This window comes from Nocardiopsis sp. NPDC006832 (genome assembly GCF_040635885.1).
Lineage (GTDB): Bacteria > Actinomycetota > Actinomycetes > Streptosporangiales > Streptosporangiaceae > Nocardiopsis.
In genome coordinates this window covers 1-25505 of record NZ_JBEYLC010000077.1, presented here as the reverse complement: position 1 = coordinate 25505, position 25505 = coordinate 1, and the positions used below count along the sequence as shown (strand labels likewise).

At 69.6% G+C, this 25505-nt stretch carries 23 protein-coding genes and 1 pseudogene; 11 read left to right on the top strand and 13 right to left on the bottom strand.

Features of this window, described 5'->3' with window-relative positions:
• On the bottom strand, positions 1 to 220 hold a 220-nt coding region (locus ABZ717_RS25455; protein WP_358514762.1), incomplete at its 3' end, for a hypothetical protein.
• 49 nt (positions 221 to 269) lie between these two features.
• Here ABZ717_RS25455 and ABZ717_RS25450 point away from each other — a divergent pair.
• A complete protein-coding gene (locus ABZ717_RS25450; protein WP_358514760.1) occupies positions 270 to 1712 on the top strand; it encodes a polysaccharide deacetylase family protein in 1443 nt (480 codons plus the stop codon).
• A gap of 19 nt (positions 1713 to 1731) precedes the next feature.
• Here the strand turns inward: ABZ717_RS25450 and ABZ717_RS25445 are convergent, their stop codons facing one another.
• From ABZ717_RS25445 to ABZ717_RS25435, 3 genes are all read right to left on the bottom strand, one after another.
• Complete coding sequence (locus tag ABZ717_RS25445) at positions 1732 to 2907, bottom strand: quinone-dependent dihydroorotate dehydrogenase (protein ID WP_358514765.1); 1176 nt, start codon at positions 2905 to 2907, stop codon at positions 1732 to 1734.
• The gene (locus ABZ717_RS25440) at positions 2904 to 3827 is read right to left on the bottom strand and encodes a PAC2 family protein (protein ID WP_358514758.1); all 924 of its coding nucleotides are present in this window, start codon (positions 3825 to 3827) and stop codon (positions 2904 to 2906) included. Before ABZ717_RS25440 ends, ABZ717_RS25445 begins: the two co-directional genes overlap by 4 nt.
• Before the next feature lie 206 nt (positions 3828 to 4033).
• Entirely contained in the window at positions 4034 to 5788 is a 1755-nt protein-coding gene (locus ABZ717_RS25435; RefSeq protein WP_358514756.1) for an ABC-ATPase domain-containing protein, read from the bottom strand.
• 145 nt (positions 5789 to 5933) lie between these two features.
• Between ABZ717_RS25435 and ABZ717_RS25430 the strand changes: the two genes are divergently transcribed.
• From ABZ717_RS25430 to ABZ717_RS25420, 3 genes are all read left to right on the top strand, one after another.
• Complete coding sequence (locus tag ABZ717_RS25430) at positions 5934 to 7172, top strand: nucleotide disphospho-sugar-binding domain-containing protein (protein WP_358514754.1); 1239 nt, start codon at positions 5934 to 5936, stop codon at positions 7170 to 7172.
• Positions 7169 to 7678: a hypothetical protein gene (locus tag ABZ717_RS25425; RefSeq protein WP_358514752.1), complete on the top strand. Its 510-nt coding sequence runs from the start codon at positions 7169 to 7171 to the stop codon at positions 7676 to 7678. Before ABZ717_RS25430 ends, ABZ717_RS25425 begins: the two co-directional genes overlap by 4 nt.
• Before the next feature lie 668 nt (positions 7679 to 8346).
• Positions 8347 to 9702: a DUF222 domain-containing protein gene (locus ABZ717_RS25420; RefSeq protein WP_358514750.1), complete on the top strand. Its 1356-nt coding sequence runs from the start codon at positions 8347 to 8349 to the stop codon at positions 9700 to 9702.
• An 851-nt stretch (positions 9703 to 10553) separates the two neighbouring features.
• Here ABZ717_RS25420 and ABZ717_RS25415 read toward each other — a convergent pair.
• From ABZ717_RS25415 to ABZ717_RS25405, 3 genes are read right to left on the bottom strand one after another with little or no spacing between them, the layout of a single operon-like run.
• Complete coding sequence (locus ABZ717_RS25415; protein ID WP_358514749.1) at positions 10554 to 11000, bottom strand: hypothetical protein; 447 nt, start codon at positions 10998 to 11000, stop codon at positions 10554 to 10556.
• 12 nt (positions 11001 to 11012) lie between these two features.
• Positions 11013 to 11789 carry a PhzF family phenazine biosynthesis protein gene (locus tag ABZ717_RS25410; RefSeq protein WP_358514747.1) on the bottom strand — a complete coding sequence of 259 codons (777 nt, stop codon included), beginning with the start codon at positions 11787 to 11789 and terminating at the stop codon, positions 11013 to 11015.
• Between the two features lie 23 nt (positions 11790 to 11812).
• A complete protein-coding gene (locus ABZ717_RS25405) occupies positions 11813 to 12253 on the bottom strand; it encodes an Lrp/AsnC family transcriptional regulator (protein WP_358514745.1) in 441 nt (146 codons plus the stop codon).
• Positions 12254 to 12386: 133 nt separating this feature from the next.
• Between ABZ717_RS25405 and ABZ717_RS25400 the strand changes: the two genes are divergently transcribed.
• The 3 genes from ABZ717_RS25400 to ABZ717_RS25390 are packed head-to-tail and all read left to right on the top strand — an operon-like array spanning position 12387 to position 15807.
• Positions 12387 to 13484 carry a thiamine pyrophosphate-dependent enzyme gene (locus tag ABZ717_RS25400; protein WP_358514743.1) on the top strand — a complete coding sequence of 366 codons (1098 nt, stop codon included), beginning with the start codon at positions 12387 to 12389 and terminating at the stop codon, positions 13482 to 13484.
• Positions 13484 to 14497, top strand: coding sequence for an alpha-ketoacid dehydrogenase subunit beta (locus ABZ717_RS25395; RefSeq protein ID WP_358514740.1), 1014 nt, complete (start codon positions 13484 to 13486; stop codon positions 14495 to 14497). The genes ABZ717_RS25400 and ABZ717_RS25395 overlap by 1 nt, the downstream gene beginning before the upstream one ends.
• A complete protein-coding gene (locus ABZ717_RS25390; RefSeq protein ID WP_358514738.1) occupies positions 14494 to 15807 on the top strand; it encodes a dihydrolipoamide acetyltransferase family protein in 1314 nt (437 codons plus the stop codon). The genes ABZ717_RS25395 and ABZ717_RS25390 overlap by 4 nt, the downstream gene beginning before the upstream one ends.
• Positions 15808 to 15880: 73 nt before the next feature.
• On the opposite strand, the gene ABZ717_RS25385 is transcribed toward ABZ717_RS25390, so the two are convergent.
• The 3 genes from ABZ717_RS25385 to ABZ717_RS25375 all read right to left on the bottom strand — a co-directional run bounded on the left by ABZ717_RS25385 (position 15881) and on the right by ABZ717_RS25375 (position 19676).
• Positions 15881 to 16750, bottom strand: a complete 870-nt coding sequence (locus tag ABZ717_RS25385; protein ID WP_358514736.1) for a hypothetical protein — start codon at positions 16748 to 16750, stop codon at positions 15881 to 15883.
• A gap of 714 nt (positions 16751 to 17464) precedes the next feature.
• Positions 17465 to 18703 carry a kynureninase gene (gene kynU / locus ABZ717_RS25380; RefSeq protein ID WP_358514734.1) on the bottom strand — a complete coding sequence of 413 codons (1239 nt, stop codon included), beginning with the start codon at positions 18701 to 18703 and terminating at the stop codon, positions 17465 to 17467.
• Positions 18704 to 18764: 61 nt separating this feature from the next.
• The gene (locus ABZ717_RS25375) at positions 18765 to 19676 is read right to left on the bottom strand and encodes a tryptophan 2,3-dioxygenase family protein (RefSeq protein ID WP_358514732.1); all 912 of its coding nucleotides are present in this window, start codon (positions 19674 to 19676) and stop codon (positions 18765 to 18767) included.
• A gap of 203 nt (positions 19677 to 19879) precedes the next feature.
• Between ABZ717_RS25375 and ABZ717_RS25370 the strand changes: the two genes are divergently transcribed.
• Positions 19880 to 20347, top strand: a complete 468-nt coding sequence (locus ABZ717_RS25370; protein WP_358514730.1) for an Lrp/AsnC family transcriptional regulator — start codon at positions 19880 to 19882, stop codon at positions 20345 to 20347.
• Positions 20344 to 20646 (top strand): DUF4031 domain-containing protein, encoded by a 303-nt coding sequence (locus tag ABZ717_RS25365; RefSeq protein ID WP_358514728.1) that lies wholly within the window; start codon positions 20344 to 20346, stop codon positions 20644 to 20646. The genes ABZ717_RS25370 and ABZ717_RS25365 overlap by 4 nt, the downstream gene beginning before the upstream one ends.
• Before the next feature lie 22 nt (positions 20647 to 20668).
• Here the strand turns inward: ABZ717_RS25365 and ABZ717_RS25360 are convergent, their stop codons facing one another.
• Positions 20669 to 21361, bottom strand: a complete 693-nt coding sequence (locus ABZ717_RS25360) for a response regulator transcription factor (protein ID WP_358514726.1) — start codon at positions 21359 to 21361, stop codon at positions 20669 to 20671.
• A gap of 55 nt (positions 21362 to 21416) precedes the next feature.
• Positions 21417 to 23015, bottom strand: a complete 1599-nt coding sequence (locus ABZ717_RS25355; RefSeq protein ID WP_358514724.1) for a histidine kinase — start codon at positions 23013 to 23015, stop codon at positions 21417 to 21419.
• A gap of 96 nt (positions 23016 to 23111) precedes the next feature.
• Between ABZ717_RS25355 and ABZ717_RS25350 the strand changes: the two genes are divergently transcribed.
• Positions 23112 to 24365 (top strand): MFS transporter, encoded by a 1254-nt coding sequence (locus ABZ717_RS25350; protein WP_358514722.1) that lies wholly within the window; start codon positions 23112 to 23114, stop codon positions 24363 to 24365.
• A 25-nt stretch (positions 24366 to 24390) separates the two neighbouring features.
• Here the strand turns inward: ABZ717_RS25350 and ABZ717_RS25345 are convergent, their stop codons facing one another.
• The gene (locus ABZ717_RS25345) at positions 24391 to 25161 is read right to left on the bottom strand and encodes a DeoR/GlpR family DNA-binding transcription regulator (protein ID WP_358514720.1); all 771 of its coding nucleotides are present in this window, start codon (positions 25159 to 25161) and stop codon (positions 24391 to 24393) included.
• 228 nt (positions 25162 to 25389) lie between these two features.
• On the opposite strand from ABZ717_RS25345, the pseudogene ABZ717_RS25340 reads away from it, so the two are divergent.
• Positions 25390 to 25505, top strand: a pseudogene (locus ABZ717_RS25340) (glycerophosphodiester phosphodiesterase); the annotation flags it as partial.

Genomic DNA, 25505 nt, shown 5'->3' with positions numbered 1-25505 from the left:
CGGCGATGTCGGCTCGTTCCACCTGGTCGATGCGGGGCAGGCGGGCGAAGGTCGCCGGGCCCGCGAAGCGCGGCACGAGGCTGGAGTCGGTGGGTGTGGACAGCGCCCCGGGCCCGGCGTTCTTCTCCCCTATGTTGCTCCCATCAGGTGCGGGAGCATCCGCTTTCAGGGAGAGGGAGCCGGGTTTGTCGTCGAGCGAGAACGCACCGGGACACACCACCGCCCGACGTCGTGGGAGCGGTGGGGGACGGCTCTGGCCCGGATCCCTGATGGTCGCCCTGGCCCTCCCCCTCGCCGCGTGTACGCAGGACCCGGCGGGCGGCGGCGACCCCGAGTCGATCGGAGTCCTGTCCGCGGAGATCGGTGACGGCGTCCGGGAACGGACGACCGGCGCGGAGGGGTACGAGGATCACCACCACGTCCCGGAGGCCGAGGTCGCGGTCTCCCTCCCCGAGTTCGCGAACGCCGAGCCCTTCACCGAGACCCTCGCGGCCCGAGCCGACGACGAGGTCCAGGACTTTCGCGCGGGAACCCGCGACCCGGTGAGCCTGGACATCGACTGGGAGCTGGTGGCCGCCGCCGACGGAGTGCTCGGGGTGCGACTCCTGCGCACCGAGGAGGACATGCACGGCCTTCGCGAGGGCTATTCCACCTACTGGTACGACGGGACCACCCGGCACACCGCCTACTCCACCGAGCTGCTCGCCGGGCAGGAGGAGCTGGACGCGCTCAACGACATCGTCCGCGAAGACCTCTCCGAGGACGTGGAGGTCGACCCCGACTCCCTGTTCCCCGTCCTGCGCACCTACGACTCCATCGGTTTCAACGGCGACGGCGACCTGGTGGTGGAGTTCGACGACGGGCACCTGTCACCCGTGGAGGAGGGACACGTGCCCTCCGCCGAGTTCGGCCGCAAGGTCGTGGTGGTCGACCACGAGACCGCCGCGCCGCTCCTGTCCGACCTGGGCGAGCGGGCCAGGGAGGCCTCCCTTGTGGACGAGACCGATCTGACGCTGCCCACCGCCGAGGACGACGACGCGCAGGACCCACCGCCGCCCGGGGTGTTCGTCCCCCATGTCCCGGACGTGGACTGCTACGACGGCGAAACGCGTTGCGTGGCGCTGACCTTCGACGACGGTCCGGTAGAGGCCACACCACACCTGTTGGACATCCTGGCCGAGGAAGAGGTCACCGCGTCGTTCTTCCTGAACGGAGGCCCCACCCTCACCCGGCCGGGGGTACTGCGTCGCGCCTACGCCGAGGGCCACGAGATCGCGAGCCACGGCGACGTGCACGACCCGATGAACCGGATGGAAGCCGAGGAACTGCCCGCCCAGGTCGCGGCGGTGGGAGCGATGATCCGCAGGCAGACCGGGCACACGGTGGAGCTGTTCCGGCCACCGTTCGGCGCCACCGACGAGGACGTGCACGGGGCCATCGCCGAGCAGGAGCTGGTGGAGACCATGTGGACGGTGGACAGCCAGGACTGGGAGGACCTGAAGCGCGACGAGATCGTGGAGAACGTGATCGGCCGGGTCGAGCCGGGCGCGGTGGTACTGATGCACGACCCGCTGCCCGAGACGCTGGCGGCCGTCCCCGAGATCATCGAACGCCTGCGGGGACTGGACTACGTGTTCGTCACCTCGACCCAGGCGATGGGCCACCCCGAACCCGGCTACAGCTTCCCCGAGGACTGGGACGGCGACTGGTGACCGGTCGCCGTCCCGGGCGTCAGCCGGCCTCGGTGGTCTCCGGGACCACCTTCAGGGCGGGGGCCGGGGCGTCCACACCCACGGCCTCCTGGATCGACCGGTAACCGGCGGCACGCACCAGGCGGGCCAGCCCACGGTGGATGCCGCGCGGCCACAGCGGACCGCCATAGATCAGACCGGTGTAGCCCTGCACCAGGGTCGCCCCGGCGCGGATGCGCGCCCAGGCGTCCTCAGGGGTCTCGATACCGCCGACGGCCACCAGGGTGACGCGGTCGCCGACCTTGGCGCGCAGCCGGCGCAGCACCTCCAGGGAACGCGTCTTGAGCGGGGCACCGGACAGGCCGCCGGCGCCGGCCTCCGTCACCCGCTCCTCCGGGGCGTCCAGCCCCTCCCGGGAGATGGTGGTGTTGGTGGCGATGATCCCGTCCAGGCCCTCGGCCAGGGCCAGGTCGGCGACGGCGTCGACGTCCTCGTCCGCCAGGTCGGGGGCGATCTTGACCAGCAGCGGCAGCGTGGGGCGGCCGGCCTCGACCAACGCCGCGCGGACCGCGGCCAGCAGGGGGCGCAGCTGTTCCACGCCCTGGAGGTTGCGCAGGCCGGGAGTGTTGGGCGAGCTGACGTTGACGACCATGTAGTCGGCGTAGCGGGCCAGTCGTAGGGCGCTGAGCGCGTAGTCGGCGGGAGCCTCGGCCTCCGGGGTGACCTTGGTCTTGCCGATGTTGACCCCGAGCAGGGGACGTTCCCGACCTGCGCGGCCTGCCTGGCGCTCCAGACGGGCCTGCTCGTGGTGCAGCCGCTCGGCGACCAGGGCCGAACCCTCGTTGTTGAAGCCCATCCGGTTCACGATGGCGCGGTCCTCGACCAGGCGGAACAGGCGGGGCCGTGGGTTGCCGGGCTGCGGGTGGGCGGTGACGGTGCCCACCTCCACGTAGCCGAAGCCGAGCGCGGCCAGGCCGCGTGGGCTCTCCGCGTTCTTGTCGAACCCGGCGGCCATGCCCAGGGGGCCGGGGAAGTCCCGGCCCAGGGCGTGCACGGTCAGCTCGGGCTCGCGCGGCCCCAGGACCCGGGTCAGGGTCTCGGCCACGCCGGGGATCGCGGTGACTCCGCGCAGTGCGGCGAAACTCAGCTTGTGGGCCCTCTCGGCGTCCATGTGCCGAAGGACCGAGCTGAAGAGGATCTGGTAGAACACGGCTATCCGTTTCCGTCGCCCTCGCGCTCTGCGAGGAAGCGTTCGAGTTCCGCGCCGAGTTCGTCGGCGGTGGGCAGGCCTACTTCGTCCTCGCCCAGCGGGGAGCCCGGGGTGTCGCCCTCGGAGCGCGAGGACATGATGTCGTCGTACTGGCGTTCCAGGTTGGTGACCACACGCTGGATCTCCTCGGAGGACGCTACCTGCTCGGCGATCTCCACATCGGTGGTGGCCGCCGTCTCCTCCACCTCGGTGGTGGACACGGCCAGTCCGGTGGCCCCGGTGACGTAGCCCAGGGCCGCGATGGCCGCGCGCGGGTACTGGGACTGGGACAGGTAACTGGGTACGTGGACGGCGTAGCCGATGAAGTCGTGGCCGCTCTCGCCCAGGCGGAACTCCAGCAGCGACACGGCGCTGCCGGGCACCTCGACCCGACCGATCCAGGGTGTGTGACCGGCGACCAGTTCGGGGCGGGTGGAGTGCGGGGTGACCGTCACCGGGCGGGTGTGCGGAACCGCCATGGGGATCCCATGGGTGCTGACGGACAGCGAGACGGTGAAACGGTCGACCAGCCGCTGGACGGCGGCGACGAACAGCTCCCACTCACGGTCCGGCTCGGGGCCGTGCAGGACGAGGAAGGGCGCGCCCTCGTCGTCGTGCATCCGGTACAGGGCCAGTTTGGGCGCCGTGTAGTCGATCCAGGTGTTCTCACGGAACGTCATCGATGGGCGACGGTCGCGGTAGTCCACGAGCCGGTCGGTGTCGAAGGTCGCGATCTCCTCGGCGGAGAACCGTTCGAAGAGCAACTCGGCCATCTGACGTCCCGCGTGTCCGGCGTCGACGAAGCCGTCCAAACAGACCAGCATCGCCTGCCCGGCGACGTCGTCGAAACCGGGATGGAGTTGGTACAGATCTGCGGGGTCACGCACCGGATTCTCGTCTCCAAAGGGGTCGGGAACGCAGGACGGCACTCACACCGACATCGGTCCGAGATGTTCCGTTTCGATGTCCTTCGGGGCTACCGCACCCTGCGTTTCCACAATACCGACCCGCCCCGACCAACGACCGGCCTCGACCCCCTCCGGGTGACCACGGACACACCGCGGCCACCCCACGGGCGGGTCCCGGCGCGAACTCAGCGTTGTTCGGCCACCCGCATGCTCCGCAACCGGTTGAGGACGGCTGCGATCTCCTGCCTGCGCGGCAGCGCGTAGTCCCCGGCGAAGTCCTCACCGAGCAGGGTCACGCCCCGCTCGGCCAGACCCTCCTCCAGGGAGTCCAGGGCCTCGGCCAGGGTCCTCCCACCGTCCAGGTGGCCACCGGCCACCAGGGCGCGCAACGCCAGCCCCGCTCCGGTGATCTGCCCGGCGTCGACGAACTGCTCCACCGCGCGCACGTCGATGTCGCTCTCGCCGAACACCAGCACGTCCATGTCGCGTCGCTTGAGCTTGGACCGCCCCCGGTCGGTGCGATCGTCCACCGACGCGCGGTCCACGATGCGGGCGCGTGGCAGCGCGAACTCCGCGTCGGTACGATCCCGGGCCAGGTCCCGGGCACGTTCGGTCACGTCGTGCGGGTGGTAGGCGTCCAACATGATCACGTGGTCGGCCACGTCGAAGTAGTCGCCGCTGCCGCCCATGACCAACACGGTCGAGACCCCGTGCTCTCGGCGCAGCGGGCGCACCAGGTCGACGAAGGGCACCAGGGGTTCGCGGTCTCCGTGCACCAGGGACTGCATGCGTTCGTCTCGGATCATCAGGTTGGTGGCGGTGGAGTCCTCGTCCACCAGCAGGGTGCGCGCGCCGATCTCCACCGCCTCACAGATGTTGGCCGCCTGCGAGGTGGAGCCGGAGGCGTTCTCGGTGCGGAAGTCACGGGTGTCCGCCCCGGTGGGCAGGTTGCGCACGAACGGGCTGACGTCCACCCGCTCCACCCGGCGACCCTCCTCGGCGCGGATCTTCACCGCGTCGTCCCTGGTCACCACCAGTTCCCGGCCGTCCTCGGGTACGTGGTCGTACACCCCGCGCTCCAGGGCGTGCAGCAGGGTCGACTTGCCGTGGAAGCCGCCGCCCACGATCAGCGTGATGCCCTCGGACACCCCCATCCCGGTCACCGTGCCCCGGTGTGGCAGGTCCACGCTCACCCGTAGGGAGTCCGGGGAGGTGAAGGGGACCACGCCCTCGCCGCGCATGGGTTCGTCGCTGATCCCACTGAGGCGGGGCAGGATCGCCCCGTCGGCGACGAACGCCACCAGTCCGCGCTCGGCCAGAGAGGCGCGCAGCGCGACGGTGTCGGCCACACTGTCGGCGAAGGCACGGGCGGCGTCCTGGTCGATCTCCTCCCAGTCCAGGTCGTCGACCAGCTCGGGGACGGTGCGGCACAGCTCGCGTTCGGCGGTACGGCCGTCGATGCGCCGCCCGTGCCCGGGCAGGTCCAGGCCGATCCGCAGGTCCAGTGAACCGTCCGCGCCCACCTGGCAGGACGAACGCGCGATGACCTCCTGACCCCCGGTGTCGATCCGCAGCAGCGACCCCTTGAGTCGGCGGCGGGCCAACCGGCCGAGGAAGTCGGCGGTGGCCCGGCGGCGCACCGGATCGGCGTAGGCGCCGCTCGGGATCCCGGCGTCGGGACGGAGGATGCGCACCCGCGAGGGTGGGGCGAACGGGTCGGCCTGGACCCGCTCCACGGTCAGGGTGAAGTCGCCGAAGTCCCAGTCGCCCTTGAGGGACTTGTAGCGCCCGTAGGAGGCGCCGTCCATCCTCAGCAGTTCCTGGGACAGACGGGCGTCGTCGCGCACGCCGCGGATGGGTTCGGGTTCGGGCCTGCGGCCACCACCCCCACGGCCACCGCCACCGCCACCTCGGTGACCGTTCCCCTGACGTCCCGACATCGTTTCCCCCAGTTCGGTGTACTGCGCTGCCCCGCCAGGTTAGGACTTTCCAGAAGTTCTCGCTCCGAGCCTGTGGACAACGTTGCCGTGTCGCGGACCGGGCGACTACGTTGCCTAGAGGCCCTTCCAGACAAGGAGTTCCGCCGTGAACACGGTCCTGTTCGCCCCGGAGACCTTCAACCTCGCCGAGACCACGCGGGCGATCGAGGTGGCCCGTCGACTGCGGGACCGGTACGAGTGCGTCTTCGCCGGTTACTCCGAGCGCTACGCGGGGCTGATCGAGGAGGCGGGGTTCGAGTACCACGCGCTCACTCCCCCGCTCAGCGAGGAACAGGCCGACCAGGCGATCCGCTTCGACCAGGGCGCCGGGCTCGAACACCCCTTCACCCCCGAGATGTTCCGGGAGCGGGTGGAGAGCGAACGCGCCCTCAACGCCCTGCTGCGCCCGGCCGCGACCGTCATCGGCAGTACCCTCAGCCAGTTCGTGTCCGCGCGCGCCGACGGCGTCCCCCTGGTCTACGTCAAACCGTTCGCGTACTCCTGGCCGCACCTGCGCCAAACCTCCGCGCTGCCCGTCGTCCAGGGGCACGGTCGCCTCGCCCGCGCCGTCAACACCACCGCGGCCCGGCTCCTGCGCGAGACCGCCCGGCACACCACCCTCAAACCCCGGGGTTGGGTCCGGATCGCCCAGGAGAACGGCGTGCGCCTGCCCCGGCGCACCGTCGACGCGCTGGACGGCGACCTCAACCTCGTCGCCTCCATCCGGCTGCGCCCCTACCTGTTGCCGCCGAACTACCGCTGGGTCGGGCCGGTCTACGCCCACCTGGACCACGAACTCCCGCCCGAGGTGCCACACCTGGTGCGCAAGGCCCGCAAGAGTCAACGCCCGGTGGTGTACTTCGCCATGGGCAGCTCGGCGAACCGGGACATCGTCCTTCGCGTCCTGCGTGAGCTGTCCCGTCTGCCCGTCACCGTCCTGGCCCCGGTCGCCCGCTACCTGATCCCCGACGACCACCCGGAACTCGGCGAGCACGTGCACGTGTTCGACCTGCTCCCGGCGCACCTGCTCAACGACCAGATCGACGCCTCCGTGATCCACGGCGGGGAGGGCACCGTGCAGACCGCGGCGGCCTCCGGGAAACCGTTCGTGGGCATCGGCCTGCAGTTCGAACAACGCTGGAACGTCGACGAATGTGTGCGCTTCGGCAACGCCGTGGGGCTCAGCCCCCGCCAGGCCCACGGCGAGTCCCTCCGCCGCGCCTTCGAAGCGGTCCTGCACGACCCGGCCCTGCGCGCCCGCGCCCAGGACCTGCGCGAGCATCTCGCCCACACCGACGGCGCCCGGAACGCGGCGGATCACATCCACGCCCTGGTGACCGCATGATCCGACTCGAACCCGTCCTCGAATTCGACGACTTCACCTTCCTCCACCTGTCCGGCGACCTCTCCCCCACCGACCTGAACGCCTTCCTCCGCCGCTGGGCCGAGTACAACCAGGGCGACGAGCTCTCCGACCTCCTGCACACCGAAGACGACATGACCCTGCTCCCCGGCGGCGTACGCGCCACCCGCCCCTCCGGCGCCGCCGTCACCCCGGGCTGCTGCTGCGGCCTCGACGAATGGCGCTCCTGGATCAGCCTCCTCGACCGCGAACCCATCTGGATGGGCCACGACCCGGGCGTCGTTCAGAAGTTCGTCGGCGACAAGGTCCACCTGTCCCAGGAGGGCGGCGAACTCACCCTCAAGCTGCCACTGCGGGACATCCCCACCCTCGTGGCCCAGGTCCGCACCGACCTCCTGGGGCTGCTCGGCCTGGTCGAAGCCCACGCCGGCCCCGAATACGCCGCCATCCTCGACCGCGACCTGACCATCACCGACCCCCTCCCCTGACCGCGTCCGCTCAACACGTCGGCTCCCGGAGGGGGTGGCCGGGGTGGCGTGAGCGAATGGGTGTGAGGTGTGTGGCGCCTCGGCTAGGGATTCTGCCGGTGGCCTGGCGGGGTGGGGGTGGGTTCTCCCTCCTTCCCCGCCGCGTGATTGTTGCCGCCCGCACCGCACGCGTCAAGGCGATGTCGGGTGCTGTGACGCTGTGGTGGGTGGCCTTGACCCGTGCGGTGCGGGCGGCGGTTTGGCGGCTATCGGGGAAGGGGGGAGAGTGGTTGAGGTCCCAAGGGCCCTGTGGGCCTGCGGCCCACTCCGGCCGTAGCCGGCCGGATCCCTTCCCTTCCCTCTGGTGTCCTCGTTGAGCGCGTCGCCACGACGTGACCGGTGGGGTCACGAAGGGCCCGCTACAGGTCGGGCGGGTGGCTGGCCGCGTCCCAGCGGTGGCCGGCTCCGGTGGGGCTCTTTCCCGATGATCTTGTCCGTAGCGCCATGTTCGACGCCCAAATTGGCGCTACGAGCAAGATCAAAAACAGGAACCTATTTAATCCCGGGTTGTGGATAACCCGAAATAGCCACCCTATTCATGGTAGGCACGCCGGTCGGGTCTAGAAATGTGTTGAATCAACTGGCGAGTAGGGGTGCCATTCTTTTAGTTGGTCACATATAATCAGAGTATGAGCTTTCCTCCCAGCACACCGCGCCCGATCGGGAACACACCGGTCGATCAGGCGATGGCGGGTGCGCGGGAGATCGCGGTGGAATTCTCCGAACGGGATACCCCGTTCGGATGCGAAGCCGATGTGCTCGCCCAGTTCCAAAGGCTCAATGGGGAGGTCGACCGGATCCGTTATGGGATGTTGCCCGCGCTGGCCCGTATGGAGGCCACCGGCGCCCTGTTGGAAGAGGGTGGCCAGCGCAGTGTCCAGGCGTGGATCACCCACCAGTGGGGGACCTCCCCGGCCGAGGCCAACACCCTGGCCACCCTCGCCCGCGCCCTGCACAAGCAGCAACTCCCCTTGGTGGAAGAGGCCTTCCAGACCAGCGTGCTGTCGTTGGGTGAGGCGTGCGCGATCGCGACTTCCACCGAAAAAGCCACCGCCGAGTGGGCGAAGGTCCTGGAAACAGCGGATGAGGGATTCCGTGCCCAGCGTCCTTCGGTGGAGGGTTTTCGGGCCCGGTTGGAATACGGGCTGATCGCTTACAAACACGAACGCCCCCAGACCTCGGTGCGCCAGTTGCGGGACGCGACGAAATGGTTCGTGGCACGGTTGGACCCGGATAAGGCCGACCGGGACTATGACGAGGTGTTCGAGAAGCGGGGCGCGCAATTCTCGCCCACCTTCGAGTCCGGGTTCCTGTTGCGGATGTGGGGTCCGGGGGCCGACAACGAGCTGATCCAGGCCGCTCTGAAGGCCTACACCCAGCCGTATGGGCCCGAGAACGCCGCGATGCCGAAGCATGAGCGGGTCTATGACGCGATGATGCGGATCTTCGAGACCGCTCTGGGCCACCGGGAGTGTGCCAAAGCCCCCCAGGCCCTGGCCACGTTGAACATCACCGTGCCGCTGAAGCGGCTCCTGGGCGACGGGGCCGCTGAACCCGCCGTCACTGAGGATGGTGTGGTCATCCCCGATCAGATGGTGTCCCGTCTGACCCCCGACAGCTGGCTGCGCCGTTTCGTGACCGACGAGGAAGGCCGGACCCTGCTGGACGTGGGGCGCAAATACCGGTGCGCCCCGGACCCGGTGCGTCAGGCGGCCGGGTTCAAGAAGCCCTACTGCGAATGGCACCAGGGCTGTGACATGCCGCGTAGCTGGTCCCAATACGACCACATCGTCCCCTTCTCCCACGGCGGGGTGACCAGCTCCGACAACATGCAGGTGCTGTGTGCGACCCATAACCGGCTCAAGCACCGGCTACAGACCAAGGTGAACCGGCAGATCTGGGAACACCACCACGCCCAGAACCGACAGGACACCGAAACCAGCGGGGATGGTGAGGGGGAGCCAGCCCCACCCACCGCCTTCTAACCACCGCGTACTTCCGCCAGGTGGAACACCACCCCCGGCGAGATCACCCCAGGTCGGGTGTCAGACCCCAAGGGCCCCGTGCCCTGTGGGGGTATCGGTATGCCTACACCCCGAACCCCCCACCCGGAGCCATATCCCGGGGCCACAGTGGGCCCCGTTGGGGGTGTCGGCGGCACACCTGCCGACATCGGCCCCTACTGCGGGTACCGGCACCGGGGCTGCCCCAACTTCCCCCGCTACAGGGTGCCGGGGCTACCCACCACGGGCATGGTGCCGGGTGCTGTCACCGGGGTTGCTCTCACCAGCGCTGACCACCACTACAAGCGGGCCACCGGCTCGCCGGCACCGGGGACTGCTACCGGCCTCGGCGTGGTCTTGACTACCAGTGCCGGCCACCGCAGGGACTCGCCCCGCCCCGTGTCCGGCCTGTAGCGGGCCCTTCGTGACCGGACCCGTCACGTAGTGGCGACGCGCTCAACGCGAAAGCCAGACGGAGGGGAAGGGATCCGGCCGCTTGCGGCCGGAGCGGGCCGCAGGCCCGCAGGGCCGTTGGGACCTCAACCACTCTCCCCCCTTCCCCGATAGCCGCCAAACCGCCGCCCGCACCGCACGGGTCAAGGCCACCAACCCCATCGTCACAGCAACACAACATCGCCTTGACGCGTGCGGTGCGGGCGGCAACAATCACGCGGCGGGGAAGGAGGGAGAACCCACCCGAGCAACGCCCAACAACCGGCAGAATCCCCTACCCGAGGCGCCCCACCAACCCACCCACACCCGCCCCATAAACCGGAGGGCTCTCAACCTCAGACGCCCAACCAGCCACCCGAGCAACCCCCACCAACCCCTGGTCAGCCACCAGCGGTACCACCAGCACCGGAGATGGTGGTGCGGAACGCGCGGTCGTGGTCGTCGACGGGCGCGTCATCCAGCGACGCGACGAACACCGCCACGGCCCGACCACCACCATCCCGGAGTTGCTCCGACACCTCCACCCAGTGGTGATGGTTGGGGTGTTCCATCTCGGTGCACCCCACGGCCGGGGACAGACCGGCGATGGCCGTGTCCAGCTGCTCGGGGGTGAGCTCGTAGGTGGCGGTTCCGGAGGTGTGCCCACAGGCACGCCCCAGGGCGATGGCGGGGAGGAGGCGCTCACCGACGTTGACCAGGGTGAAACCGGTCTCGCCCCCTTGGTGCACACCGACGGCGTAGGCGGCGGGTCGCTCCCAACCGGGATGTTCCTCCTCCAGTCGGGTCAGTCCGGCGACGATCTCGTCCCTGGTGTTCCACTGCTCCATGGGGGATCCCTTTCAGACCTTGAGGTCGCCGGTGGCGACGGAGACGGCGTGCCCGCCGATGTGGACCCGGTCGCCGCGCCAACGCAGGAGCAGGTCGCCGCCGCGCGCTGAGGCCTGGTGGGCGGTGAGTTCGGTGCGGCCCAGGCGTTCGCCCCAGAAGGGCGCGAGCACGGTGTGGGCGCTGCCGGTCACCGGGTCCTCCGGTACGCCGGAACCGGGGGCGAAGAACCGGGAGACCATGTCGTACTCGGTACCGGGCGCGGTCACGATGATTCCACGCGCGGGGATGTCGCGCAGGCCGTACAGGTTCGGCTCCAGGCCTCGGACGGCGGCTTCGTCGGCGACCTCGACGAGCAGGTCGTCGGTTCCGCCGCGACCGACCCAGAGGGGTTCCACGCCCAGGTGTTCGGCGAGTCCTTCGGGGGCGTCGATCTTCTCGGCCGGTCGTGAGGGGAAGTCCAGCCACAGCCGCCCGTCCTCCGCGGTCACGGTGAGGGGACCGCTGCGGCTGCTGAAGCGGTAGGGCCCCTCGACACCGAGTTCGGTGAGCACGTGTGCCGTGGCCAGGGTCGCGTGCCCGCACAGGTCGATCTCGACTTCGGGGGTGAACCAGCGCAGTTCACGCGTGCCGTCGGCCAGGGGGCGCGTGAAGGCGGTCTCGGAGAGGTTGAACTCGGCCGCCACCCGCCGGGCCCATGCCTCGTCGTAGGGACCGTCCAGGACGAGTACGGCCGCGGGGTTGCCCTTGAAGGGTCGGTCGGTGAAGGCGTCGACGACTCGATATTCCATACCTTCAGGGTAGGACGTGGCGGTCACTGTAGATGTGGCTCGTCCAGGATGAACATGGTCTGGGTGCTCTTGACCTCGGGCAGGCGTTGGAGGCGTTCGAGGACGAACGTGCGCAGCGCCGCGGCGTCGGTGACGCGTACGAGGAGGAGCAGGTCGACGTCGCCGGAGACGAGTGCGGCGTGGTCGACCTCGGGGATGTCGCGCAGGTATTCGCGAAATCGTTCCCAGGAGTGCTGTTCGATGCGCACCGACACGTAGGCGGACAGGGCGGTGCCGTACTTCTCAGGGTCGATGACGGCGGTGAAGCCCCTGATCACCCCGTCGTTGCGGAGGCGTTCGAGCCGGGAGTAGGCGTTGGCCCGGGAGATGTGCGCGCGCTCGGCGACGGCGCGGATCGACATACGACCGTCATCGCGAAGGAGGGCGATGATCCGACGGTCGGTGTCATCCAGCTGCACGGCCATGTGTCTTACCTCATACCGTCCAGGTGATGGACATATTAGATGTTCTGTACCGGGGGGCACCATGCCGAGCAATTCGTCCAGCATCGGCGTGGAGGGATCGACAATATGGGGTGATTCGGCTCATATTCAAGACATGAAGCACACCGATGAGCGAACTCGTCCGGTTCCTCCCCTGCCCTCCCAGGAACCGGTGCGCCTCGTGGACCGGCACGGCGGCCGTCGCGAACACTCCTCGTTCACCGCTCCCGACCCCGCCGTGCTCGCCGAACTCCACCGAGCGATGGTCATCGGACGCCGCTTCAACCAGCAGGCCGGCACCCTCGCTCGCCAGGGACGGCTCGCGGTCTACCCGTCCTCCACCGGACAGGAGGCCGCGCAGGTGGGCGGGGTGCTGGCCCTGGGCGAACGGGACTGGCTCTTTCCCAGCTACCGCGACAGCGTCGCCATGATCACGCACGGCGTGGACCCGGTGGAGACGCTCACACTCTTCCGCGGGGACTGGCACTGCGGCTACGACCCGCCCCGTTACCGCTGCGCCCCGCAGTGCACCCCGTTGGCCACCAACGCCTCGCACGCCGTCGGCCTCACCTACGCCGCCCGACATAAGGGCCACGACGTGGCCGCCCTGGTCCTGATGGGCGATGGGGCCACCAGCGAGGGCGACGCCCACGAGGCCTACAACTTCGCGGCCGTGTGGAACACCCCGGTGGTGTTCCTGGTCCAGAACAACCACTGGGCCATCAGCGTGCCGCTGCACCGGCAGAGCGCGGCCCCCACGCTGGCCCACAAGGCGGTGGGGTACGGCATGCGCGGCCACCACGTGGACGGCAACGACGCCGCCGCCGTGCACGCCGTGGTCGCCCACGCCCTGGCCGAGGCCCGCGCGGGCGGCGGCCCGGCCATCGTGGAGGCGCTCACCTACCGGGTCGATCCGCACACCAACGCCGACGCCCCGCAGCGGTACCGCGACGACGGCGAGGTGGCGTACTGGGTCGAGCGTGACCCGTTGATCCGTATGGAGACGCTGCTGCGCAACGAGCAGATCGTCGACGACGGACTCCTGGAGGTCTACGAACGCGACGCCGAACGGGTCGCCACCGTGGTCCGCGACCGGATGGCGGGCGAGGACCGACTCGACCCCGCGTCCCTGTTCACCGACGTCTACGCCGAGGTCCCGCCGGTGCTGGAGCGGCAACGGAGCGAGCTCGCCGAGGAGTTGCGGGAGGTCTGATGGCGCACACGTTCCCCACCTCCGAGACCACCATGGGCGCGGCCCTGAACCGTGCCCTGCACGACGCCTTGGCCGCCGACCCGAACGTGCTGGTCTACGGCGAGGACGTCGGACCGTTGGGCGGGGTGTTCCGGGTGACCGACGGGCTGACGGCGGCCTTCGGCGAGGAGCGCTGTTTCGACTCGCCCCTGGCCGAGTCGGGGATCGTGGGCACCGCGATCGGGATGGCCGCGTACGGGCTACGGCCCGTGGTGGAGATGCAGTTCGACGCCTTCGCCTATCCCGCGTTCGAGCAGGTCACCTCACATCTGGCGAAGATGCGCAACCGGACGCGCGGCGCGGTGACGCTGCCCGTGGTGATCCGTGTCCCCTACGGCGGTGGGATCGGCGGAGTGGAGCACCACAGCGACTCCTCCGAGGCCTATTACACGCACACCCCCGGACTGCGGGTGGTCACCCCGGGCACGCCCGCGGACGCCTATTCGATGCTGCGCGAGGCCATCGACTGCGACGACCCGGTGCTGTTCCTCGAACCCAAGCGCCGTTACTGGGCCAAGGAGGCCGTCGAACTGCCCGTACGCACCGAACCCATGGAGCGTTCGGTGGTACGACGGTCCGGCTCCGACGCCACCCTGATCGTCTACGGCCCCATGGTGGCCACAGCTCTGGAGGCCGCCGAGACCGCCGCCGGCGAGGGGCGCGACCTGGAGGTGGTGGACCTGCGTCAACTGGCCCCGTTCGACGACGCCACCGTGACCGCTTCGGTACGCCGGACCGGCCGCGCCGTGGTGGTGCACGAGGCTTCGGTCTTCGGCGGCTACGGGGCCGAGGTCGCCGCGCGCGTCACCGAACAGTGCTTCCACCACCTGGAGGCCCCGGTACTGCGCGTGGGTGGGTGGGACGTCCCCTATCCCCCACCGAAGCTGGAGGAACACCACCTGCCCGGGGTCGACCGGATCCTGGCCGCCGTGGACCGCCTGCAGTGGGAGTCGGAGTGGGTGGAGGACCGGTGAGCACCTTCGAACTCCCCGACCTGGGTGAGGGGTTGACCGAGGCCGAGATCGTGTCGTGGCTGGTGAGCGCGGGCGACGAGATCGTCGTGGACCAGCCGGTCGCCGAGGTGGAGACCGCCAAGGCCACCGTGGAGGTCCCCTGTCCCTTCGGTGGCGTCGTCACCGAACTGCACGGAGCGGTCGGCGCGGTCGTCGCCGTCGGCGCTCCGCTCATCTCCGTCGCCCCCGCCCGACCCTCCGGGGCGGGTGGCGACCCTCGGACCACCGTGCCGAGCACACGGGAGGTCCCGGACTCCGCGGGCGGCAACGGCGCCGCCGACCACAGCGCGGATTCGGGTGCCGTCCTGGTGGGCTACGGCACGGGAACGGGCGCGCGGCCCTCGCGTCGCGCCGCCCGCGGGTCGGGCGGGCCGCCTCGATCAACGGCGATCGACGGCTCGCCCACGACCTCCGATGGGCCGACCAGGGTGATATCGCCCCTGGTCCGACGGCTGGCACGGGAGCACGGCGTCGACGTGTCCGCGTTGCGCGGCAGCGGAGAGAACGGGCTGGTGCTGCGCCGGGACGTGGAGTCTCGGATCGCCTCTGCCCCACCGCCCCGCACGTCCGAGGAACCCGGGGTGCACCGTGCGCCGTTGCGGGGCGCGCACCGGACCATGGCCGAAAGACTGTCGCGTTCACGCCGGGAGATCCCGGAGGCCACCGTGTGGGTGGACGCCGACGCCGGCGCGATGATGGAGCTGCGTTCACGGCTCAACGAGGCGGCGCCGGACCGGCCGGTGAGCGTACTGGGCCTGGTCGCCCGGTTCGCGCTGCTGGGTCTGGCCCGCTTCCCCGAACTCAACGGTCACTTCGACACCGAACGCGGTGAGACCGTGCGCTTCGACGCGGTGCACCTGGGGTTCGCCGCGCAGACTCCGCGCGGCCTGGTGGTCCCGGTGCTCGCCGACGCGCACCGCCTCACCACCCGTGAGTTGTCGGCGCGGTTGGGCGAGCGCGCCGAGGCGGCGCGCTCCGGTTCCCTCGGCCCCGGCGAGTTGTCCGGCGGGACCTTCACCGTCAACAACTACGGGGTGTTCGGGGTGGACGGCTCGGCGGCGGTGATCAACCACCCCGAGGTGGCGATCCTCGGCCTGGGTCGGATCCTGCGTCGTCCGTGGGTGGTGGGCGACGACGTGGTGCCGCGCCCGGTGGTGGAGCTCACCCTGGCCTTCGACCACCGTGTGTGCGACGGCGGTGTCGCGGGCGGTTTCCTGCGTTGGGTGGCCGACTGCGTGGAGCGCCCCGAACTTCTGCTCGGCGACATGTGAGGAAGGGCCGCGCGATACGCGCGACCCTTCCTCTGCCCACTCTCCGGTGAACCGTCCGGGGTGGTGGTCTCGGCTACTTGTCCTTGCCACGCAGACGGTCGATGAACGAGGCGATGCCGTGACGGCCGTCGCTCTCGGCCATGAGTCCCTTGCCGCTGTCGTCGGTGGCACCGGCGTGGGCGCCTGAGGGACGACGGATCCAGGCGAAGGCCAGCGCGATGAGGATGGCGGGGATGATCGCCAGGGTCAGCAGGCCGGCGGCCGAAGGGGTGCCCTCGGCGTTCATCAGCCCGAAGCCGGACAGGTCGTTGGCCGCGGTCTCGGCGGTGACGCCGTCGTCCTGGCCCTCGTCCTCGGAGGTCGCGGGAGCGGCGTCCTGCTGCTCCTCTTCCTCGGTCTCCTGCTCGTCCTGCTTCTCGGAGGAGTCCTCGGACTCCTTCTCGGCCTGCTCTTCCTCGGGCTCCTCCTCTTCCTCTTCCTCCTGGGGCAGGTGCTCCTCGGGGACCGGGGCGACGGCGTTCTCGCACTTGTTGTCGGGCTGTTGGAAGGGGTGGGGGGCGCCCTCTTCACCGTTGCCGTCGCCCCATTCGGTGATGAAGTACTCGACCTCGGCGTGACCGTTGCCGCCGTCGACGACGAGGGTCTCGTCGTTCCACTCCTCGCCCATCATGTCGGCGAAGGTCTTGCCGTCGATGTCCAGGAGGACGTCACAGTCGTTGGAGGGCTCACCGGGACCGCGGTCGCCGATGAAGAACTCGTGCTGCTCACCCTCGTACTCGATGTAGCCCTCGGTACCCAACGGCCAACTGGGGCTGGAGAAGAGCCCCTTCTGCATGGGCTCGCCACCTGCGGGCGCACCCGTGTCACCGTTGATGCCGGAACCGTCGTCCCAGAAATAGGTCGCGGTGACTTCGCCGTACTGGATGGGAGTGTCGTTGCTCATGGATTATCAGCCAGGTTGGTGACAGGGCCGAGAAGGCCGCCCAGGACAGGTCGGGGCACACGGGGGCACGCGGAGCGGCACACGGTGGGTGAGATCAGGTCATGGGGCTTCCCGCGTCGCCGGCGGCGAGCGGCGGGTGGGAACGGGGGGCCGGATCGGCTCCGCCGTAACAGCCGGCACTTGGATTCGCGCGGCTCGTTCCCTGAGACGAAAAGAAGGCCTCGTCTTCCCTTCCGGCCTGTGGCCGGTCAAGGGCTCGGCACCGGCTCGTTAAAGATCAATAACGAACCGGTCACGAAGGACACTAACCCAGCGGTTGGCAAAGTACCGAAGGATTCTGGGTAAAATGACGGTCGGCATTCGTGCAATTACCGTATGACGCCACCCGACAAAGGGCCTGAAACCACGAAAAACCCCTGACCACAGGGGACCCAGGGTCTGAACGAGGGCGGCGAAGGGGCCCGATGGTGACCCTCGCCATAAACCGAGATACATGGCGCGAGACCACCCGGAACCCCTCTCAAAGCCCTCATAACGGCCGGTAGGTCACGACACGCCGCATATGTCGGACGTGACTTCGGAGGGGCCTGTCGTGGTGAAGGACACGCAAGTCCATGCCGGCCCGGGGTCAGGTCACATCGGTCGAGGTCCATCGGACGTAAAGAACTCCCCGGTGGGTCGTCCCACCGGGGAGTCGATTCCGGGTCATCCGGGTCAGGTGACCTGTGACCTCCGGTTGAAGCGCTCGTCTCGCCACTCACCCGACTCCACGACCTCCACCAGGTGGGCGGCCGCGTCGAAGACGTCCACGTAACGCAGGTACAGCGGCGTGAACCCGAACCGCATGACGTCGGGGGACCGGAAGTCACCGATCGCGCCGCGTTCGATAAGCGCCTGCACGATCGGATACCCGGCGCCCTCCTCCGGTTCGAGCAGGGACACCTGACTGCCACGACGATCGTGTTCGGCCGGGGTGATCGAGGACAGTCCCACCGAAGCCGCACGGGCCAAGAACAGGTCGGTCATGGCCAGGCTCTTGGCCCGCACCCCTGCCATGTCGGCCTTGGCCCACACGTCCAGCCCCGCCTCCAGCGCGGCGTCCGCCACCAGGGGCTGTGAGCCGCTGAGAAACCGGGAGACGCCCGGGGAGGGCTCGTATTCGGGGGTGAAGTCGAAGGGGCGGGCGTGACCGTGCCAGCCGCTCAGCGGCTGCTCCGCCGTGGTGTGGTGGCGACGGGCCGCGTACAGGAACGCGGGCGCGCCGGGACCGCCGTTGAGGTACTTGTACGTACACCCCACGGCGAAGTCCACGTCCTGGCCGGACAGGTCCATGGGGACGGCTCCGGCGCTGTGGCACAGGTCCCAGACCACCAAGGCGCCGTGTTCGTGGGCCATTCGGGTGATGCCGGCCATGTCGCGCAGCACGCCACTGCGGTAGTCCACGTGGCTCAACAGCACGACGCCCACGTCGCCCCTGGCGAGTTCGGCGGCCAACGCGGGGCCGTCCGGGTCGATCCGGCGCTGGCGGGCGCCGGTCAGGGAGACGGCGCCCTCGGTGACGTACAGGTCCGTGGGGAAGTTGCCGGCCTCCCCCAACACGACCGATCGGCCGGACAGGCGCAACGCCGTGACCAGGCACTTGAACAAATTGGCGGAGGTTCCGTCGCCGACGATCACCTCGTCGGGGTCGGCGCCCACCAGAGGGGCCACCTTCGCGCCCAATGTGCGCGGCTTGTCCCACCAGCCGGCGTCGTTCCAGCTACGGATGAGGTCCTGTCCCCACTCGCGCTCGATCATGTCGGCCACCCGGCCGGGGGTGGAACGCGGCAGCGCGCCCAGCGAGTTCCCGTCGAGGTAGATCACCCCTTCGGGGAGGACGAACTCCTCGCGGAGGTGGGCGAGGGGGTCGGCCGCGTCCAGCGCGGCGCAGTCCTCACGGGTGGTGGGTGTCATCGGGTCCCGCTTCCTACATAGATCCGGTGGGCCGGGGTGGCTCGAAAGGTTCGGGTCGACGTCAGACCGTGCTGCGCAGCGACCACAGCTCGGGGAAGACGTCCTTCTCGACGTTGCGGGCCAACCAGTTCAGTCCGTTGGACCCGCCACTGCCGGGCTTACCCCCCATGGTGCGCTTCACCGCCATCAAGTGCAGGTGACGCCACCGGGTGACCCGCTCGGCGACGTCCAGCAGTCCCTCGGCCAGCAGGAACAGGTCGTTGCCTGGACGGTCGTCCTCGTAGACCCCCAGCCAGACGCGCTCGACCTCGGCGGAGGGTTCGTACTCACCGGTCCAGTCGCGCTCGGTGACCGTGGTGGGGACCGGCAGACCGCGTCGGCCCAGCAGGCGCAGCGCGGCGTCGTACAGACCGGGGCGTTCCAGGATCTCGGCGAGTTCGGCGGCCACACCGGTCATGCCCTTGTGCGGGCGGATCATGGCGGCGGACTTGTTGCCGAGGAGGAACTCCAGCTTTCGGTAGCCGTAGGACTGGAAGCCCGAGGCCTCGCCGAAGGCGTCCCGGAACCGGTTGAACTGGGTGGGGGTCATGTCGGAGAGCAGCCCCCAGGAGGAGTTGAGTACGTCCTGGACGTTGCACGCGCCGCGCAGCGCGACCAGGGCCGCGGGTACGTCGTCGGCTTCCAGGGCGTCGCGGGCCGTCTCCCACCGTCGCTGTACCTGGGGGAAGAGCAGCTCCATGACCTGGGTGGTGACGATGAACGCGGACTCGGCGGGTTCCTCGGTGCGAGGTCGCTCCAGGTCGAGCAGGGTGTCGATGCCCACGTAGTCGACGTAGGGGGTGTTGTGGTCGAAGGCCAGGGTCGGCTCGCCCTTGTTGCTCTCGGCCTTGCGGGCCCGGGCCGTCGCGGCGTCCTGCGCGCCGCCCTCGGCGGGTGCGTAGGGGCACTGCTGGACGGACGTGTTGGAGAGCATGGTCTCTACCCCTCGGGTACGGCGTGGCTTCGGTGTTCGCACGCCCTGCGGCGCCACCGGGTTCCGCCGTGCACGGCGCCGTGAACGTGAGCTCACATGATCGGACATATCACCCAGGGAAGGAATGGCCGATGGTAACGCGGATCCCCCATCGGGTTTACATTCATTACTGGAAACCGATCTCGACCTTGGGAACGAAAAGCATGGCCCCACACACTCCCCTCCCGTTGGACGGCGTTGACCAGCGGATCCTCCACGAGCTCCAACAGGACGGGCGTCTGTCGTTCAACGAGCTGTCCCGCCGGGTCAACCTCTCGGCGCCCGCCGTGGCCGACCGTGTCCGCAGGCTCACCGACCGCGGGGTCATCACCGGCTACCACGCGCACGTCGACCCGGCCGCCGCCGGGCTGCCGGTGACGGCGTTGGTCCGGATGGAGTGCTTCGGCGCCCACTGCCTGCTGCGCGAACGGTCCTCGCTGGAGCTGCCCGAGATCCTCCAGGTCCACCGGGTCACCGGTGACGCCTGCTGCTTCCTGCTCATCGCGGTGCGCTCCATGGAGCACTTCGAGGAGGTCATCGACCAGCTCGCCGAGCACGGTCGGCCCTCCAGCACCATGGTCATGTCCAGTCCGGTGCCCTGGCGCGCGGTGACCGCACCGGAGGCGTCGTGAGCGTCCTGGTCGACAGCCCGGTCTGGCCCGGTCCACGCGGATGGCGCTTCGCACACCTGGTCAGCGACGTGTCCCTCGACGAACTGCACGCCTTCGCCCGCGAGCTCGGGGTTCCCGAGCGCGCCTTCGAACGGGACCACTACGACATCCCCGAGCACGTACACGCCCGGGCGGTGGCGCTCGGCGCCGAACACGTCAGCGGACGCGAGTTGGTCACCCGGCTGCGCGCCTCGGGGTTGCGCAGGCCCAAGCACCGGCCGATGCTCGACCGGAGAAGCCGGCCCTCGTCGCAGGTCTGACGCGGCCGTTCGATCTCGGCGCTCACGTCGGCCCGGGCCCGAGCCTCCCACCGTCGTCGGCGTCCCGCTCCACCAGGCCCGCCTCGTAGGCGAGGATGGCGGCCTGGACCCGGTTCTTCATCCCCAACCGGCCGAGGATGGCGCTCACGTAGCTCTTGACGGTGCCCTCCACCAGGAAGAGCCGTCCGGCGATGTCGGCGTTGGACAACCCCGTGCCGACCAGGGCGAGCACCTCACGTTCGCGATCGGTGAGTTCGGCCAGACGTTCGGCGGCGGCGGCCTCCCTGGCCGCCCTCCCGGAACCGATCCGGCTGATCACCTGCCGTGCCACGTGTGGGGACAGGTAGGCGCCACCGTCCGCGACGGCGTGCACTCCGGAGATGAGCTGGCGCGGGTCACCGGCCTTGAGCAGGAACCCGGCGGCCCCGTCACCGAGCGCCTGGGCGATGTACTCGTCCTCGCCGAAGGTGGTCAGGATGACGACCCGGGTGTCCGGCGCGAGCTTGCGGAGTTCGGCCGTGGCGGCCAGGCCGTCCATCCGGGGCATGCGGATGTCGAGCAGGGCGACGTCGGGGCGGTGGGCGAGGACGAGTTCCACGGCCTCGCGTCCGTCCGCCGCCTCGGCCACCACCTCGATGTCCGGGTCGCTCTCCACGATGGCCCGCACACCCGCGCGGATCATCGCCTCGTCGTCGGCGAGCAGCACCCTGATCACGAACGTTCCTCCTCGGGGGTCGGTGGTCCGCGGGAAGCATCCCACAAGGGCCCGATCACGGCCCCCGCAACTCCTCCTTGCTGACCAGGACCCCGTCCTCGTAGCAGAGTTGGTAGAAGTCCGCGTCGGTGTCGGACGCTCCCTGATCGACCCGGTACTGGTCGCAGTCGGGGTCGGGGTCGGCGACCTCTTCGAGCTGTGTCGTCTGGTCGAGCGGGTAGGCGGGCAGCAGGGGGGCGAGTTCGTCCTGGTCGCGCCCCACCTCGACCTCGGCGTAGTCCTGCGGGGAGAGTGTGGACTCCGTGAGGACGTCGAGGACGAACAGGTACATCAAGACGGCCACGGCCATGAGCAACATGATGGGAGCGGCGAACAGCGCCACGGACCAGTTCCGGACCCCGCGACGGGCATTGTGCCGGAGCCGGTCGATCTCCGCGGCGCCGTCGGTGCGGATCTCCTCGTCCGGAACCGCCTCACCGTCCAGAGGCAGGATCGCGCACACCTCCCAGCCGTTCTCGGCGGGACCGGCCGCGAAGGTGCCGCCGGTCAGCCGGACCCGTTCCCGCAGGCCGGCGAGTCCACGGTGACCGCTGACCGCGCCCTCCCCGGAAGCGCCCTCGGTGGCGGTGTTGGTGACATGGACCGCCAACCTTCGGCTGTCGGCGGTGAGCCGCACCGTGGCCCGCGACTCCGGGGCGTACTTGACGACGTTGGTGAGGGACTCCTGCACCACCCGGTGGGCGGCTCGATCCACCATCGGGGCCAGATCCTCCATCGGTCCCTCCTGGACGAGCATCACCCGGAGTCCGGAGTCGCGGACCCGTTCGACCAACGCGACGACGCTCTCGCCGGCGGGGCCGGTGGGCGCCGACCGCTCGCCTTCGTCGTCGTTCAGGACCCCGATGATCTCGCGCAGGTTCCGGGTGGCCGAGACCGCGGTCTCCCGAAGCTCGACCACCTTCTCCCGGTGCCGTTCGTCCAGGTCGCGGGCGACCTCCAGGGCACCCGCCCGGAGCGCGATGAGGGTGAGTTCGTGGCCCAGGGAATCGTGCATGTCGCGGGCGATGCGGGAACGTTCGCGCATCCTTGCCTGGTCCGCGGTCAGCCGTTGCTCCCGGCGTGACCGGCGGGCCTGTTCCCATCCGCCCTCGATCAGTTCCACGTGTTGGCGTCGGTAGACACCGACCAACCACGGCACGGCCACGGACAACACGGTCACCAGGAGCGAGAGGATCCAGATCACCGGTTCCCCGCCCATCCCGCTGCGCCACACGTCGGCGAACACCACGACCGCGAACACGATGAGGATCGCCACCGGCCTCGCCTTCGGGGAACGCCGTCCGGCCAGGTAGGACGCGCACGTCAGCACGACGACGAAGGCCAGGAGCAGGTAGCCGAGGATCATGGCCGCGCAGGGGGCGAGCAGCGGATGGAGACGGCCGAGCAGTACCACCACCACCGGCCCGATGAGCGCGCCCAGGACTTGCCAAGGGCCGAGGATGTCCAGCACCGACAACGCGTACAGTTCGGCGGCCATGAGCAGGTAGAAGCCCAGTGTCAGGAAGACGTCGCGTACGACCGCGCTCCGGTCGGGCCAGCCGGGCCCGGGGGTGAGGAATGAGCGTGGCCCGCCGAGGGGATGGGGGTGGTCCATGGGAGGGAACCTACACATTCGCGAACCCGAATCGGGACTTCGGTGGACCTATCATGGGATGGTTCGCGGCCGAGGGCGAGTACAGAACGAGGGCGGATGTCACCATTTGAAACCCTGCGGCGCATGCACCGGATCGCCGGTTGGCCGTTGCTCCTCGCCACCTTCCTGGCCCGTCTCCCCATCTCGATGACCTTGATCGGGCTCCTCACGCTCGTCACCGTCACCACCGGCAGCGTCGCCGCGGCAGGGCTGGTCTCGGGCGCGTTCGCCCTCGGAGAGGCCGTGGGCGGCCCCGTCATCGCCCGTTTCGCCGACCGTCACGGGCAACGTCTCCCGGTCCTGGTCACGGCCTTGGTGGACACCGTCCTGATCGCCGCGCTCGTCATCGCGGTGATCGCCGACGCCCCCTTGGCGGTGCTGGTCGCGCTCGCCGCACTCGGCGGCCTGTGCCTGCCCCAGGTCGGCCCCATGGCACGCACCCGTTGGGTGGTACTGATCCGCGAGGGGCCCGAGCGCGGCCTGGAGCGCGAACGCTCGGTGTCGGCCGCCATGTCCGTGGAGGGCGTACTGGACGAGGCGTCCTTCGTCCTGGGCCCGGCGCTCGTGGGCATTCTCACCGTGACCATGTCCCCCACCGCGAGCGTCATCGGCGCCGCCGTGCTCCTGGGCGTGTTCGGCACCGTGTTCGCCCTGCACCCCACCGCCCCGTCCGGCAGCGCGCCGGCGCCCGGTAACGGCGGGCGCATCCTGCGCCCGGCCCTGATGGTGCTGACCGTCCCCATGTTCTGCCAGGGCCTGTTCTTCGGCGGGATGTCCACGGGTGTGACCGCCTTCGCCGACAACGCGGGCCACGGCGACCTGTCGGGGCTCATGTACGCGGTGATGGGGACCAGCAGCGCCGTGGCGGGCCTGCTGATGGCCTCGTTGCCGGTGGGGTTCACCCTGACCGCCCGCACGCGAGTGGCCGCCGCGGGGTTGGCCCTGCTCACCCTGCCGCTGTACCTGGAACACGGTCCCGCGACACTCGCCGTGACGCTCTTCGCGCTCGGCTTCGCGATCGGCCCGCACATCGTGAGTCTGTTCGGTCTGATCGAGCGGGCCGCTCCGCCCGAACGGCTCTCGCAGTCCATGGCCATCGTACTGAGCTGTCTGATCCTCGGGCAGGCGCTGGGTTCCATGGTCGCCGGGGCCCTCGCCGACGCCCACGGTCACTACGGCGCGTTCGCGCTGGGGACGGCGGGCGGTGTCATCTCGCTGGCGATGACCACCCTGGTGATGCGGGGTCGTTGGTACACGCGCCGGAACGAGTCGGCCCCGGAGGCGCCCGCCGAACCCTCGTTGAGGACGTAGTCGGTGCGCCGCCGGGGCCGGGGCGTTATTCGCTGGGGACGATCTGGAGACGGATCTCGCGCTCGGTGAGCTCGTCCACCGCCGAACGGGGCAACCGGTCGTCGGTGACGATCAGGTCGAACTCCTCCAGACGGGCCACCCGGAAGGTGCCGAACTTGCCGTACTTGGTGCTGTCCACCACCAGGACGCTCTTGGAGGCGATGCGCAGCAACTCCTGCTTGGCGATCACCTTGGCCTCGGACGGGGTGGTGGAGCCGCGGTCGACGTCCCAGGAGCTGCTCGCGATGAACGCGAGGTCCACGTTGACCTTGCGCAGGAAGTCCGCGGTGAACTGGCCGACCGAGGAGTGGTCCGAGTGCGAGACCACGCCACCGGTGTGGATCAGCTCGATGCCCGGGTACTCCATGAGGTGGCCGACGACGTTGAAGTCGCTGGTGATGACGGTCAGCCCCACCTTGTCGGTGAGCAGCGGCACCATCTGCAGCGTGGTCGTGCCCGCGTCCAGGTAGATGGTGAAGTTCTCGCGCACCAGGTCGGCGGCGGCGCGCGCTATGGCGCGCTTGGCGGGGACCTCCAGCTGGGCCTTGGCCAGGTAGGAGGGTTCGCTCTTGAGACGGGCGGCCAGACGCACCCCGCCGGTGACCGACAGGACCTTGCCGTCGTTCTCCAGGGCCTGGATGTCCCGGCGCACCGTCATGTGGGACACGGACAGCATCGACGTGAGCTCGTTGATACTCAGCACATGGCGCTCCTGGAGGAGTTTGAGGATGTGCTCTCGTCGTTGGTCCGGAATCATCGTTCGCCTCACACTCGGGGCCTGCCTGAGGGTGCCGTGCCGTCACGACACCCGATAACAAAGTTTCCCAGTTCGTCGCGGTCGGAACGGACCGACGCGACGTGACAACGCTCGCACTGGGTCCGCGGGGGACCATCCATGCGTCCACAAGCCCGACAGGGACGGCCTTGGTAGGCGTTTTTCCTGTTTGCGCCACGTGCGGCGCCGGTTTTTGCGACCCTTGGACACATGACGTTGTCCATCGCACTACGCGGAGACACCGCACGCTACCCGGGTAACACGCTGCCGGCCCTACGTTCAGCCTTGCGCGGCGGGGTCGACCTGGTCAAGATCGACGTCCACCT